The sequence below is a fragment of the Acinetobacter sp. ANC 5054 genome (assembly GCF_002135295.1).
GTDB lineage: Bacteria > Pseudomonadota > Gammaproteobacteria > Pseudomonadales > Moraxellaceae > Acinetobacter.
Genome location: NZ_NEGG01000010.1, coordinates 118,426 through 132,649 on the forward strand (window position 1 = coordinate 118,426; position 14,224 = coordinate 132,649).

The window sequence follows — 14,224 nt, forward strand, 5'->3', positions numbered from 1 at the left end:
TAAAATAAAATGGCAAACGAAAAATCGAATAATGTACGTATTTTACAGTCAATACAAAAAAATAATTTACCACCAATTGCACATGCTGCAATTGGTTTTTTAGTGGGTGCTGCCTTAATTATTGTTGCTGGTCTGGGTTATTTCTATCTTTCATCAGATGATTCATCCAATAATGAACCAAGATCAGTTCATCAGGATCAAAAGCCCGAATCTGGACAACCAATACAAGCTAAAAACCAAGTTTTACAAGATATGGATGTATTGGCACACCAATCGAGCAATCTTACTTCAGCCAATCTTGATAATGAAGATTCGAAAGAGTCTGACAATATCTATTCTAAAGAAATTGGCACAGCATTTAATCATGGCCATAGTGAAACAGTAGCATCAAGTAATCTGTCACAGCAAAAATCAGCTTCGCCATTTAATTTAGAGCAACCTAAACCACAGACGGTTCAACAAAAACCAACTGTCATTAAAAATTCTACAGCTACAACAGCCGCAAAAACACCAGTTAAGCCAACACAAAGTGTAACGGTTCATACCACTAAACCAGCAACAGTAAAACCAGCTCCTGCAGTTGAAGAAAGTTATGAAGAACCAATGGGTGGTACGCAAATTTCTGAAACAAAACGTCCGAAAGTAAGTTCTGCCACAAATGTAAGCACTTCAGCCACACCATGATCATTTTCTTGATGGGTTGTTTTCTTGCTTTAGCACTGGTCACAGTGCTTTGTTTTTCTTATGAAGTCAGAGTTAAAGTTTTAGACTTTTTTTACGACTTAATTCCTCAAAGTAAAAAGCGCATTCAAAATGCCCGCGAATTTGCTTATGAGTTCAACTATGCTGCTGCACCAAAGCAAATTCAATCACATTGGCATTTGCAACAATGGTGGATTCTTTTTGTAGGATTCATACTTTTTGCCAGTATTTTGGTTTTTGCTTTTACCCGTCCTGTTACTGCAAGCAAAGTCGAGGCTGACTATTTAAGAAAGGCTGATCCACAAATCTATGCAATGTTAGATGGTCAAGTGTTGGATGCGCCGCCTGAAGTCGAAGAATATCTGGTGCAAGAAGCGATGGCCGAAGAAGCGACAACAATAGAGCAAGCTTCTATAATGGCATCAACGTTTAATCCTGAAATTCAGGATATTCATACACATTCATTTTCTACTGATGTTCCATCAGCTGATCGTAAATGGCATAAGATGAACCCACGCTATAAACAGCGATTATTGATGGTGTTTAAACTCATGCAAGAACGGCATGGTTATGAAATGGTCTTACTCGAAGGATACCGTAGTCCTGAGCGTCAAAATAACTTAGCCACCAATAAAAATACAACGCGTGCTAAAGGTTTCCAAAGTTATCACCAATTTGGTCTGGCGGCTGATGTTGCATTTAAACGAAATGGTAAAGTGGTGATTTCAGAACGTGACCCGTGGGCCATGCGCGGATATCAACTCTATGGTGAAGTTGCGGAATCTGTTGGTCTGACTTGGGGCGGTCGTTGGAAATCAATCCAAGACTATGGGCATACGGAATATCGCATGCCAGGCCTAAAAAAGACTGCTGAAATGGCTGCATTATTAACATCTGAAGGTCAACTGCAAGCCAGCAACATAAAAATAGAATAGTTCATTTTGATAAAAAGCCTTTCTTATGAGAAAGGCTTTTTTAATTATTGAATATATGCTTTTAATTCTTCTAAAACTTGTGATGTCTTTTCTGCATGTAACCAATGTCCTGCATGTTCTATTTCAATTAATTTTGCTTGAGGAAACTGTTGTACAAGCGCATTTAGATGTTGTTCTTTAGATATATAAGGTGATAAACCACCCTTTATGAATAAAGCTGGATTTTGCCAAACTTTATCTGCATTCACCCAACCTGTAATCTCTTGATAATGTTGATATAACGCTTCAACATTAAATAGCCATTGCCCTTTACTAAATGATTTCAGCAGGAATTGAATGATCATATCAGTCTGTATATAGCCTTTCATTATTTCTATGGCTTGTGCTCGCGATTGTATTTGAGCCTTTTCTACAGCAAATAAGGCCTTAAAAATTTCATCGTGATGGCTTTCTTGATATGCAAATGGTGCAATATCCAAAACAGCTAGTTGATTTACCCTTGGAGAATTTAAAGCTAAATACATTGCAACCTTCCCACCCATTGAATGGCCGATCACAGAGAATTGGTCAATGTGTAATGTATCTAAGGTTTCCAGTATATCTTGTGCCATTGTTGGATAATCCATTTCTGCACTGTGTGCTGATTTACCATGATTACGTAAATCAATTTGGATTACTGTATGTGTATTTTGAAATTCTCTTGCCAGCATGCCTAAATTACTGAGACTTCCGAATAAACCATGAATAAAAATTAAAGGTTTTTTCGTAGAATCTGAATTTGGGTGCAATTCATAATTTAAGATCATTGTTGAGTAACTACTTACATTTTTCTTTATGATGCTTCGTTGATGGCATTTAATCAATTGCCAATTTTCAATAAAAACTGCTTAGGCTATTTAAAATGCAAATAACATTTGCTTAGGCTATTTTAAGTTATAGTAGCGCCTAAGCAAAAGCGCTTATTTAATAAATAGATTCAATGCTTAAAAATATTTAACGGTATTTTTAAATAACGTATGCCATTTTGTTCTGGTTCTGGAAATTTACCTGCATCCATATTAATTTGTATGGCAGGTAATATAAGTTTGGGCATTGATAACGCTGCATCGCGTTGATTTCTCATTTCCACAAAGTCAGCCTTTATCGTTCCTTCATGAATATGAATATTTTGTTTTTTTTGTATTTCAATCGAACTTTCGCAAATATAGTCATGACGTCCTTCTGGTAGATAATCATGACAAAGAAAGACACGCATATCCGCTGGTAAATCATACAATTTTTGTACGGAATCAAATAAGCTTGCCGCACTGCCCTTAGGAAAATCACATCGTGCTGTGCCATAATCCGGCATAAACAAGGTATCGCCAACAAAAACTGCATCGTCACCGATCACATAACTTAAACAGGCTGGTGTATGCCCAGGTGTAGGAATGTTATATGCCTCTAATTTACCAATTTTAAAATGCTCATGATCAGCGAAGAGATAATCAAAGGACTGATGTGAATTAAAATAATTCATATCAAAATTGTAGATTGCACAAAAGGTTTCTTGCACAACGCCAATATTATGGCTCATGGCAATTTTTCCGCCAAGTTTAGCTTGTAGATATTGCGACGCTGTTAAATGATCTGCATGTACGTGGGTTTCCAAAATCCACTCTACACTTAGGCTATTTTTTTGAATAAAATCTATAATTTGATCGGCATGTGTGGTATGGATTGATGCAGAAGCCGCATCATAATCTAAAACACTGTCGATAATGGCACATTTCCTAGTGTCAGGGTCTGCAACTACATAACTGAATGTATTGGTATTTTTATCAAAAAAATCTTGCACACATACCCGATTTGACATCAATTTGCTCCTGCAAACTTTCGGTGAATATAAACACCCAAAATCATAGCTACAATAAAATAAATAGCTTGGTAAAATCCAAGGCCAATTAAAGTAAATGCTGGTGCTGGACAAATACCTGCAATTCCCCAGCCTATGCCAAAAAGAATACTGCCTAATATAAGCTTTGAATCTATCTGATTATTCTGAGGTAAATCTATTGCACTTCCATCCAATGTTTTTGGCGCCGCTTTTCGGACAGCTATCTGAAACGGTATAAATGCCACAGCAATTGCACCCAACATAACGAATGCAAGACTTGCATCCCAATTCCCTGTTATATCAAGAAAATTTAGAACTTTCTCTGGATTTGACATGCCTGAAAACATTAATCCAATCGCAAATAATCCACCAAACAAAAAAGCCAATACATTTTTCATCATTGAGCTCCCAACACGTGTCGCATAACATAGACAGTAATTGCCCCAGCAAGCATAAAACTACCTGTTGCTACAAATGAGCGTTTTGAAAGTCGGCTAATTCCACAAATGCCATGCCCGCTGGTACAACCAGAACCCATCCGTGTGCCAAAACCCACGAGTAAACCTGCGATAATCATCATCCACGGACTGGCATTTAATTCAATATTGGTTATTGTTAGCTGTGCATACGCAAAAGGAATAATAAATAAGCCCGCCAAAAACCAAAATGCTGGTGTTTTGAATAGTGTTAAAGGATTCATTACTTGAGCTATCAATCCACTGATCCCTGCTATACGTCCATGAACATATAGATAACCCACAGCGGCCAGACCAAGCATCACGCCACCAAGAAATGCTGTTAAAAAAGGATGCATACACAAGCCCACAAGAACAATATATGTTTTTATAATATGTTATTTATGGAAAGTTGCAAGTGATTCAGATTATTTTCTTGTTCAAGTTTTATTCTTGATCATATGTAGCAATTAAAATTTCATCTAAGGCCTAGCCAAAACTGATCACTTTATTAAGTTAAATTTTATAAAGTTGAAAATTCACTGAATATTTCCTCGGTAATTTTTTAACCCACCGCATTTATTGTTAATTTTTTATTATCAATTATAAATCAGTACTAATATCACTCAGGGCTTCCCCCATCCAGTCGACTACTTCAGATCCCAGCTCAATAATCTGCGACATGTCAATTCCTGCAGCCCAATCCGTACTACTCGAATTGTCTTGCTTTTGCGTCTCCTCGACCATTAGTTATTCCAACTGAACGATTTGTTGCTCTAAACTGTGCGTCGGTACAGCGTCTTGATGATTCTGTATTGTCATTTATAATTCCTTAGTCTTTTAGCCTTAATGTATTTTTTGATTATTCTGCTTCAAACTCTTTTAAAACTTTTTCTACAAACCACCATGGAAAACGTTGAATCCCATGATTCATTTTCAAAATTTCAGCACGCTCAATTTCTGCAATAAATGATGCTTGCTGTCCATCAGTAGAATTGTCAAAAATATAACTTCGATCTGTTACTTCAATTGCTTGCATCAGTAAATCCATACTACGGTAATAGCGTTTACGAATTTTTTGCTCAGGTACACCATGACCGCCTGTTTGCACACGATACTTTACACGGGAAATATTAATAAGCGGATCGATAGTCGAAACATAATATAAATAGGTTTTAAATCCTTTTCGTTTGGCTTCTCTTAAAAACTCTACTTTAGAGATATGCGACATAACTGTTTCAAAAGTAAAACTAATTTTCAAATCAAGAAATTGAAGACGAATATAATCAATTATTCGTGCACAGAGATACGAATCAATTTGGTCTGAATGGAATTCGATTTTCCATCGATCTAAAATTATAGGCTCACGCGACATGAGTGGAATCATGTTCCCTTCTGAGGGTCGCTTTTTTTGTTGTAAAAAATGAATTAATGCTTCTGCATTTAAAGCAGGATGGTAATCAAATAAATTTACACGCTGCGAATGTTTTAATTGTGCTTCTAACTCATCCGCATTTAAATAAGCCCCAATATGATGGGGCAATAAATATTCTTTAACTGTACTTTTACCTGAACCATTTGGACCTGCAAACATCCTAATTCGAGGTTGTGGAGGCATAAATTAAACCGTTTCTTCTATTTTCTTTTTGCGTTTTAAAATTTGAGGAATTGAATCGAACTGAACAAAGTCTGAAGAGACATCTTTAAGTTGTATTTCTTGACCATTTTGCAGGCGTTGAACCAATTGCTGACCTTTGACATAAACCACAGCCGATGTTGCACTTGCTTGCTCAAAAGCATGGCGAAATGCATGAATTGCAAGATTTGGGATGAGATCATCCTCATACTGACTTGCTTTCATCACTGAAGTATAAGCTGTCATAGAACAACTCCTTAAACATCAAAAATAATGTGTCTCAACATATTATCACACTCCTTGCATTTGTCTATTTATCCACCAATAAAAGTGTCAACTATTTGGCTTATATATTGTTAAAACTTAAGAATTAAACACTCATAAAAACAATATTAAAGCTTGAAAGCTAGACAACTTCATATCAACCTTATTTTTAGAGTACAAATCATTGAAATAGGCTCAAAGATTAATGCAAAAAAAATAGCCACTTATTCAGTGGCTAAAAGAGAATGACATCAACAAGTTGATGTATCAGGACCACATATACAACAGGACCAGGGATGTCCGTACATAGTAATCGTCCTAACATGGTTATATTAGTGTGACCTGCTTATCATTTTAACCCTAATTCATATCATTTCCTGACAATATGGGTTTTCAATTATGAAGAATAAGCAATACATTCAAAACATGCTTATTTTCGTTTTATTTCATTCAATATAAACAATAACGTTTTGGGTCTGATACATCTTGCATATTGAGGCAAATATAAAAACTTGAGTATCGATCAAAAAACAAAAACTACCGAATCAAAAGCTATTTACTGTCAGTTGAACAAAATGCACTTTCATTCAAACCAGAAGATTGCAGACTTTCCTGTTGCTGCTGCAAATAATGCTGCGCTGCAAACTGCATCAGATTTGCCATTTCAAGAGTCGCGTTTTCTTGGGAAATTTTTAAAATCTGACGATAGGCATTGAGACGAGTACAAAAAGCCTGTGTTTGCTCCTGAGCAGTCGCTGACGATCCTTCAGCATCCAAAATTGTTTTGCTCAAATTGACTTGATCCGTATACTGCTGAATTTTTTGATTATATTCAGCTTGCGATAGCTTCTGCACTGATAGCTGTACAGTCTCAGCATGTGCAATAGCGGCAGCACTACAAAGCAAAGTAAACCAACAATTCTGAAAGATCTTCCTTGATTGCATCTAATTAGGCCTCATCACCTTCTTTCCAGATATCTTCGTAATCATCTGCGTCAATCATAAAGCGATAACCAACATCTAGCGCTAAATAAGGCAGCACTTCTGGTGCTAGTTCTTGGAATTTACGGATTGTCATCGTTTCAAAACTCTCCGCACCTTCTAACTCACCACCATAGATATACCAACTAACATTTTCTTCGCCTTCAGCAGGCTTACGAATACCGACGATTGGGTCTTTATTTAATGTATGTACTGCAACAGCAATAACATCGTCACCTTTGACTTCAACATAAGCTGAACCCACTTCTTCACATAATAATTTTTGCTCTGCGATAAGTTCTGCTAAAGGTGATGAATTCTGTGCATTTTTGGCCATGTAGGTTCTCTGGCATTGAAGGAATAATGATGGATGCAGTTTAACGTGAAATACTCTAACTCGGAGAAAATTTGAAGCCTAAATTTACGTTTGAATTAAATCTTCAATCATTACAGGATAATAACGTGACTTTGTAATTATTGGTCGTTATGAAATGCAGGTAAAAGAAGAAACATACGCCTTCCAATTTCCTTAATATCTTCCGATTTTAGTACATTTGAATAAAAAATAAGCTCAATATGCAAAATGAGCACGATCTGCCAAAACTTAAATGACACTTTTGCCAATGCATACATTAAAGAACAACCTTAAGGAGTTTCACCAATGCCTAGAAATTATGAGCTAAATGGTCACTCCAGTATTGCCTACAGACTTTATCAATTATTTTACAGGAATGATGTCAACCACAATTTAAATAGAGAAGTGCAACAAGACAATTAGGCTATGAACATTTCCATCTACTTAATACTTTCCCGAAAACCCACAAAATAAAGAAAAATTTATGACTTAGGATAGAAACTCGTTGACAAAGAATTAGTACTTTCTTCGAGCTAAAAAGCAAAATGAAAGCACATGAATAATATTTCTGTCGGTTCTTAAGCCACATCAAAAACAGCGAAAAAAATTATAATTCTTTGTTTTTAATATAATATTTACATACAAAAATTAATCAATCTTGAAATATTACTTTGAATTATGGCCAAAAAAATATTTGCTTCAAAAAAAAGACAATTATACTCATTGGTTGAACATCTATCTGAAATGATATGCCTATATTCAACATACTTAGGCATTTTCAATAGATATATAAAAGCTTTTTTCTTTTGCACGCGATAGATTATAGTTGAAGCCAATATAGCTCCCATTTGACTAGATAACCAAGATTACACAAATGCTATGCATAGTTTTCGCCAATTGGGTTTAAAATTAGAAATTATAAGAACACAATAAAAATGTAACCTTTTAACATTGTCTATTCGCCGCAAAGTTCGCATTATATAGCCCATTATCGGCACATGCTTTTCACGTCAATTCAAAGAAATTATAAAAAAAATGTGGAATTTTATGCCATAATAAGCAAACTTTGCAGCTATCTTGCAAAGTAATATTGCAACTTTTAATTGGAGCAGGCTGAATGAGCTCGACCATTTTGGTCATTCATGGACCGAATCTCAACTTACTGGGTAAACGTGAACCAGAAGTTTATGGATATCTAACACTAGAAGATATTAACCAAAATTTGATTTCACAGGCCCAAAACGCTTCCATATCCCTCGACACTTTCCAAAGCAACTGGGAAGGCGCAATTGTCGACCGTATTCATCAAGCGCAACAAGAAGGCGTTCAATTTATTGTTATCAACCCTGCCGCATTGACACATACATCTGTGGCTGTTCGTGATGCCCTTCTTGGCGTGGCAATACCATTTATCGAAGTACATTTGTCAAATGTTCACGCACGTGAGGCATTTAGACATCACTCATATCTATCAGATAAAGCCGTTGGCGTTATTTGTGGTCTTGGTGCAAAAGGCTATGCCGCTGCTCTAGACTTCGCCATCGAAAAAATTCAACCAACTTCTCAATCTTAATTAGGAATACTGTTCATGGATATCCGTAAAATCAAGAAACTCATCGATTTGATGATTGAATCTGACTTACAGGCGATTGAAGTTAAAGAAGGCGATCAATCAATCGCGTTGACTCGTCGTAATCCAGTTGTTGCAGCAGGTGTTCCTGCAATGGCAGCACCTGCTGCTGCACCAGCGGCTCCACGTACACCTCGTGGTGCAGTTGAACCATCTCCAATGGTAGGCGTATTCTATGCAGCTCCAAACCCAGGTGAAGCACCTTTTGTTAAAGTAGGTCAAACTGTATCTGCTGGTGAAACACTGGGTATTATTGAAGCAATGAAAATCATGAACCCAATTGAAGCAACTCAAAGCGGCGTAATTGAAGAAATTTTAGTTAAAAATGGCGATGTGATCCAATTCGGTCAACCATTATTCCGCTATCGCGCTTAAGACCACGGGGAATCACAATGTTGCAAAAAGTTTTAATTGCAAACCGTGGTGAAATTGCGTTACGCATCACCCGCGCTTGCAGAACTTTAGGAATTAAAACCGTAGGGATTTATTCCGATGCCGACAAAGACCTAATGCATTTACGCTTCTGTGATGAAGCTGTATGTATTGGACCAGGTGCCAGCAGCGAAAGTTATCTTAATATCCCTGCAATTATTACAGCTGCAGAAATTACTGGTGCAGATGCCATCCATCCCGGTTATGGTTTCTTGTCAGAAAATGCTGAATTTGCTGAAATTGTAGAAAACTCAGGTTTTATATTTATTGGTCCACGCCCAGAACACATTCGCTTAATGGGGAATAAAGTTTCAGCCATTATTGCAATGAAAAAAGCTGGCGTACCGACTGTACCTGGTTGTGACCATGCTGTAACCATCCACAACGCTCTTGCTGAAGCCAAAGAAATTGGCTTTCCATTAATCGTGAAAGCGGCTTCTGGTGGTGGTGGTCGTGGTATGCGTATTGTCGAGCGTGTAGACACCCTACTCGAATCTGTACAAGCTGCGCAGCGTGATGCTGAAATGTGGTTTGGTGACGATACCGTTTATATGGAACGTTTCCTACAAAAACCACGTCACGTCGAAGTGCAAGTTTTGGCAGATGGTAATGGTCATGCAATTCACCTTTATGATCGTGACTGTTCTTTACAACGTCGCCATCAAAAAGTTTTAGAAGAAGCGCCTGCACCGGGCTTACCAGAAGAAGCACGAGCTGAAATTTTAGAAGCATGTGTCAATGCTTGTAAATTAATGCAATACCGCGGCGCAGGTACTTTTGAATTCTTATTTGAAGACGGTGAATTTTTCTTTATTGAAATGAATACCCGAGTTCAAGTTGAGCATCCAGTAACTGAAATGGTCACTGGTGTCGACATTATTGAACAACAGCTTCGTATTGCAGCAGGTCTTGGTTTGGATCTTCAACAAGAAGATATCCAGCTAAAAGGTCATGCAATTGAATGTCGTATCAATGCAGAAGATCCATCAACCTTTATGCCTTCACCGGGTAAAATTGATCACTTCTATGCTCCGGGTGGCGCAGGTATACGTCTTGATTCACATATTTATCAAGGCTATAGCATTCCACCATACTATGACTCAATGATTGCTAAACTCATTGCACATGGTAAAGACCGTGATACGTCTATTGCACGAATGAAGCAAGCACTTGAAGAAATTATTCTCACTGGTGTAAAAACAAATATTCCATTACATAGAGACTTGATTTTAGAAGATAAAAACTTCTGCGAGCAAGCAATGGATATTCACTATTTAGAAAAACATTTGTTAAAGAAAATTGAAGGTCATGAGGATAAATAATTCCTCTGCTTCATAAAAAAACCACTCGCTATGAGTGGTTTTTTTCAATTTATTAAAATAATGCAGTGTTAAATTTCCTATGGCAATACACGGCGTAAAGTCGCAAAACACTGCTCTGCTTTTTCATTGGTACAGAGGTTAATTACCGATGGGCTTTTCCATTTCACAAAATACTGTGAAATTTCCCCAGTTTGATCTTGCTGATTGCCCGAACAATCGACCTGATTATTATCATACTTCACTTGTAAAATTAAAGCTGGAATTTGCTCATTGGGATCCTGCGTAGGCTGATAGTCATAAATCCCGGAAGACCACTCACTTCCGCTTTTAATGACAACATCATTATTTCCCTTAAAATTATAATATTCGATACACTTCCGATTTGTCGGTATCTCCATGCCCCATAAACCCACCAATTCAGAACGAGTCGTCACTTTAAAACTATTTACGACATCAACGCGGTTTTTTACATCTGCATCTTGGGTCGAATTTTTATTTTCCGCCGCCATCACCAATGATGAACTCAACATGAGTAAAACTGTAAGATATGCTTTTTTCATACATTTAATCAGTCATATAAATCATACCTTTAAAGTAACACATTTTTTTACAAATCCACGGTTTATCACATTTTCATAACAATCGATTTTATTATTTCAATAATACAAAACACCTACACTTCACCACCGAGAGCCCAATTTAATGCCAAATAAATCACATAATTCACAATTTATACATATTTTTATTTAAATTTTCCTTTATTATATAACTCATTAATTACTTTAACTTAAACTAATTAGGCGATTTAGGCTGATGAAATTGCATTTAAATTGTCTTACACCTCCTACAACACGCCAAAGCATTGCCTTCGTGCTTATTGCCGCGATCATTTTTTGTTTTTGTCTAATTGGTATTTTAAGTCGCCCACTTACTTTTCTTGCTATTTTTTGGCCTGCAAATGCAGTACTTCTCTCACTGTTTTTACGTTTTCCAAATTTAAGTAATGCAGGCGGTTGGTTAGGAGCATTTACAGGATATATGCTTGCAGACCTGCTAACAGGTAACCATTTTCAACTGACCTTATTTTTAACTTTTGCTAATTTAATCAATACCATCATCTCTTTGTTTTTTATGCGGTATTTTCAAGTCAATTATCATAATTATAATAAGGGTTTTACTTTTCTTACCATGATTGCCATCATCGCCGGTGGTGGTTGTCTGGCTAGTGCTACATTTGCAATATTTACCGTGCCATATATTCCAAATACTTTTATGACGACCAATCGTCTGTTCATTGACTTTGGCATGTGGTGGATTACAGAAATTATGAATGCATTAATCATGCTACCTCTAATTCTGTCAATGCCGACTCTTTTGGAAATCAAAAACAGCTTTAGAAATCGACGTCCTCGGGCTCTTTTGTTAAATAAATTTTTTCCAGCAATCGCAGTTGCTCTATGTGTTTTATTGACTTCTATTTTCACAGGTCCCGGTGCCATTTTATATCCTTTAGCTGCACTTATTTGGGCGGCGTTGAGTTATCAGTTATTTACCCTAGCTGTCATTAATGCAGTTGTAATTTTAGCTACTTACTACAATCTCAATAATTTTTATTTGGCCGATTCGTCAGTGGCTTATTTATCAACAGCAATTTCTGTGCGTATTGGCCTTACAATGCTAATTCTTGCACCTTTGATTTTATGCGTGATTAGCCGCAACAGACATGATCTTTTTAAAGAAGTTTTATACCTTGCCAATCATGATAGCCTGACTCATGCGATGAATCGCCGTTATTTTTTTGAACAAGGTGAAAAGTATTTGAATAGTCATACTGAATTAACCTTTTCAATTATTATGCTTGATATTGATCACTTTAAACGTCTGAATGATCAGCATGGGCATTATATTGGTGATGTCGTACTTCAGCGATTCTCAGATATTGTTCGAGATAATCTGCGCGAAGACGATTTATTTGCACGCATTGGTGGTGAAGAATTTGTCATTTTACTCAGCAATATTCAAGCTGAGGATGCGCACAATATTGCTGAACGCATTCGGAATGTTGTGGAAATCACTCCAATTAAAGTTGATAACACTAATGAACTATTTATTACTGTAAGTATAGGAATCAATCATCAGAATCTACCAGATGCCCCTAATTTACAATATTTGATTAACCAAGCGGATCAAGCGCTTTACCAAGCAAAACAAACTGGTCGGAACCAAGTTGTATTAGCTTTAGCGTAATTTTAGTTAGACTAAGAATTTTTTTTAATTTGACTGAATCGTTTTTGGCAAACCAAATACAAATAATAGCGCGGGCAATACAGCAAAACCTGCAATAATAAATATCCAAGCGCCTGATAATTGATCCCAATATTGTCCAGCCAAGATACTGCCACACGCAACACCAAGTCCCCACATGGTGCTATATAAAGCTTGTCCACGACCTTGTTGACTGGCATTAAAATTTTGAAAAATGATGCGCATTGCAATCATATGAAATAAGCCAAAACTAAATGCATGAATGGTTTGGGCACAGAATTGCGCCAAGAAACTTGTTGGAAATATTCCAACGACACACCAACGTATTCCTGTCAAAATCAAACACACGGTAATTAAAACACGCCATGAAAAACGCGTTAAAAATACGTTGGCATATGCAAACATGATAATTTCAGCGATTACACCTACAGACCAAAGGAAACCGATCTGGGTTGTGCTAAATTCAGCTTGTTTAAGAAAATTACTATAAAAGCTATAAAATGGTGCATGTGAAAAAAGAAGAAAAAATTCAATAATGAAAAAACATGCAACAATTGGACGTTTTAATATTGGCCATAGTGGTTCTAGTTTTTTTTGAGATAACGGTGCTGAAGTAGGCTCTTTAATTGTAAATGACCAAAGAAAGGCTAAAAATGCAATGCATAACAACATGATAGGCAACATCGAAATTGGAATAATTTCAAGTAAAGCACCAATTCCAAATACACCGATGATAAAGCCTATTGAACCCCATTTTCGGACTTTACCATATAGCTCTGCACGTCGATCAGCCAACCAAAACAAAGTAACCCCTTCAAACTGCGCCAAAATGGCATTTTGAAAAAAACTGAAAATGAGCATCAGCAAAGCAACTGACTGAAAATTATTTGGAATGATAAATATCAAAAACCAAATACACGCTTCCATCCATGTTGCAATTCGAACTAAGAGCATTCGTTTGCCAGATTTATCGGCTATCCATCCCCATATAAATGGAGCAAAAAAACGAGTAATAATTGCAATAGATGACAACCAACCTATTTCTTGATAATTAAAGCCTTGATCTTCTAAGTATAGGCTCCAGTAAGGCATGAACGTCCCAACGATGGCATAATAAAAAAAGTAGAATCCACCTAATTTGGACTGGATTGGAATGTTAAGCATCAAGCTGTATTCCTTAGTATTTACAATAGGTTATAAACTTTTCAGAGTTGTATGCTTTTGCATCTAAAAGGCTTGGTTAGGATATGGCGAGTATACAAATCAGTATACAAATTTATTTTAATTAAATTATTTCAAAATTTGTATACTTTTACAAAAATCTAAGCATTATTTTATTTTTTTATTAATAAACATATATTTATTTTTATC

General features: G+C 36.4%; 17 protein-coding genes. 6 read left to right on the plus strand and 11 right to left on the minus strand.

Features of this window, described 5'->3' with window-relative positions:
* Positions 1–9: 9 nt before the first annotated feature.
* Together B9T33_RS11360 and B9T33_RS11365 are read left to right on the plus strand one after the other, a co-directional pair.
* Positions 10–684 (plus strand): hypothetical protein, encoded by a 675-nt coding sequence (locus B9T33_RS11360; protein ID WP_086179015.1) that lies wholly within the window; start codon positions 10–12, stop codon positions 682–684.
* Positions 681–1,637: a M15 family metallopeptidase gene (locus B9T33_RS11365; RefSeq protein WP_086179016.1), complete on the plus strand. Its 957-nt coding sequence runs from the start codon at positions 681–683 to the stop codon at positions 1,635–1,637. The genes B9T33_RS11360 and B9T33_RS11365 overlap by 4 nt, the downstream gene beginning before the upstream one ends.
* 44 nt (positions 1,638–1,681) lie before the next feature.
* Here the strand turns inward: B9T33_RS11365 and B9T33_RS11370 are convergent, their stop codons facing one another.
* From B9T33_RS11370 to B9T33_RS11405, 9 genes are all read right to left on the minus strand, one after another.
* The gene (locus B9T33_RS11370; protein WP_086179017.1) at positions 1,682–2,443 is read right to left on the minus strand and encodes an alpha/beta fold hydrolase; all 762 of its coding nucleotides are present in this window, start codon (positions 2,441–2,443) and stop codon (positions 1,682–1,684) included.
* 170 nt (positions 2,444–2,613) lie between these two features.
* Positions 2,614–3,492, minus strand: a complete 879-nt coding sequence (locus B9T33_RS11375; protein WP_086179018.1) for an MBL fold metallo-hydrolase — start codon at positions 3,490–3,492, stop codon at positions 2,614–2,616.
* On the minus strand, positions 3,492–3,911 hold the full coding sequence (locus B9T33_RS11380; RefSeq protein WP_086179054.1) for a DUF6691 family protein: 420 nt from the start codon (positions 3,909–3,911) through the stop codon (positions 3,492–3,494). The genes B9T33_RS11375 and B9T33_RS11380 overlap by 1 nt, the downstream gene beginning before the upstream one ends.
* Positions 3,911–4,327, minus strand: a complete 417-nt coding sequence (locus B9T33_RS11385; RefSeq protein ID WP_086179019.1) for a YeeE/YedE family protein — start codon at positions 4,325–4,327, stop codon at positions 3,911–3,913. Before B9T33_RS11385 ends, B9T33_RS11380 begins: the two co-directional genes overlap by 1 nt.
* Before the next feature lie 244 nt (positions 4,328–4,571).
* Positions 4,572–4,715: a hypothetical protein gene (locus tag B9T33_RS16475; protein ID WP_171263625.1), complete on the minus strand. Its 144-nt coding sequence runs from the start codon at positions 4,713–4,715 to the stop codon at positions 4,572–4,574.
* Between the two features lie 115 nt (positions 4,716–4,830).
* Positions 4,831–5,562, minus strand: a complete 732-nt coding sequence (locus B9T33_RS11390; protein ID WP_086179020.1) for a zeta toxin — start codon at positions 5,560–5,562, stop codon at positions 4,831–4,833.
* Between the two features lie 27 nt (positions 5,563–5,589).
* Positions 5,590–5,850 (minus strand): hypothetical protein, encoded by a 261-nt coding sequence (locus B9T33_RS11395; protein ID WP_086179021.1) that lies wholly within the window; start codon positions 5,848–5,850, stop codon positions 5,590–5,592.
* Positions 5,851–6,420: 570 nt separating this feature from the next.
* Positions 6,421–6,813 carry a hypothetical protein gene (locus B9T33_RS11400; RefSeq protein ID WP_143224012.1) on the minus strand — a complete coding sequence of 131 codons (393 nt, stop codon included), beginning with the start codon at positions 6,811–6,813 and terminating at the stop codon, positions 6,421–6,423.
* Positions 6,814–6,817: 4 nt separating this feature from the next.
* The gene (locus B9T33_RS11405; protein WP_086179023.1) at positions 6,818–7,186 is read right to left on the minus strand and encodes a hypothetical protein; all 369 of its coding nucleotides are present in this window, start codon (positions 7,184–7,186) and stop codon (positions 6,818–6,820) included.
* Positions 7,187–8,321: 1,135 nt separating this feature from the next.
* Between B9T33_RS11405 and aroQ the strand changes: the two genes are divergently transcribed.
* Genes aroQ through accC form a run of 3 tightly spaced genes read left to right on the plus strand, consistent with a single transcriptional unit; the run spans position 8,322 to position 10,588 of the window.
* Complete coding sequence (gene aroQ, locus B9T33_RS11410; RefSeq protein ID WP_086179024.1) at positions 8,322–8,777, plus strand: type II 3-dehydroquinate dehydratase; 456 nt, start codon at positions 8,322–8,324, stop codon at positions 8,775–8,777.
* 15 nt (positions 8,778–8,792) lie between these two features.
* Entirely contained in the window at positions 8,793–9,209 is a 417-nt protein-coding gene (gene accB / locus B9T33_RS11415) for an acetyl-CoA carboxylase biotin carboxyl carrier protein (protein ID WP_086179025.1), read from the plus strand.
* Between the two features lie 17 nt (positions 9,210–9,226).
* Positions 9,227–10,588 carry an acetyl-CoA carboxylase biotin carboxylase subunit gene (gene accC / locus B9T33_RS11420; RefSeq protein WP_086179026.1) on the plus strand — a complete coding sequence of 454 codons (1,362 nt, stop codon included), beginning with the start codon at positions 9,227–9,229 and terminating at the stop codon, positions 10,586–10,588.
* Between the two features lie 77 nt (positions 10,589–10,665).
* On the opposite strand, the gene B9T33_RS11425 is transcribed toward accC, so the two are convergent.
* Positions 10,666–11,148: a hypothetical protein gene (locus B9T33_RS11425; protein ID WP_086179027.1), complete on the minus strand. Its 483-nt coding sequence runs from the start codon at positions 11,146–11,148 to the stop codon at positions 10,666–10,668.
* Between the two features lie 253 nt (positions 11,149–11,401).
* Between B9T33_RS11425 and B9T33_RS11430 the strand changes: the two genes are divergently transcribed.
* Complete coding sequence (locus B9T33_RS11430; protein ID WP_086179028.1) at positions 11,402–12,835, plus strand: GGDEF domain-containing protein; 1,434 nt, start codon at positions 11,402–11,404, stop codon at positions 12,833–12,835.
* 24 nt (positions 12,836–12,859) lie between these two features.
* Here the strand turns inward: B9T33_RS11430 and B9T33_RS11435 are convergent, their stop codons facing one another.
* Positions 12,860–14,017: an MFS transporter gene (locus B9T33_RS11435; RefSeq protein ID WP_086179029.1), complete on the minus strand. Its 1,158-nt coding sequence runs from the start codon at positions 14,015–14,017 to the stop codon at positions 12,860–12,862.
* Positions 14,018–14,224 lie beyond the last annotated feature (207 nt).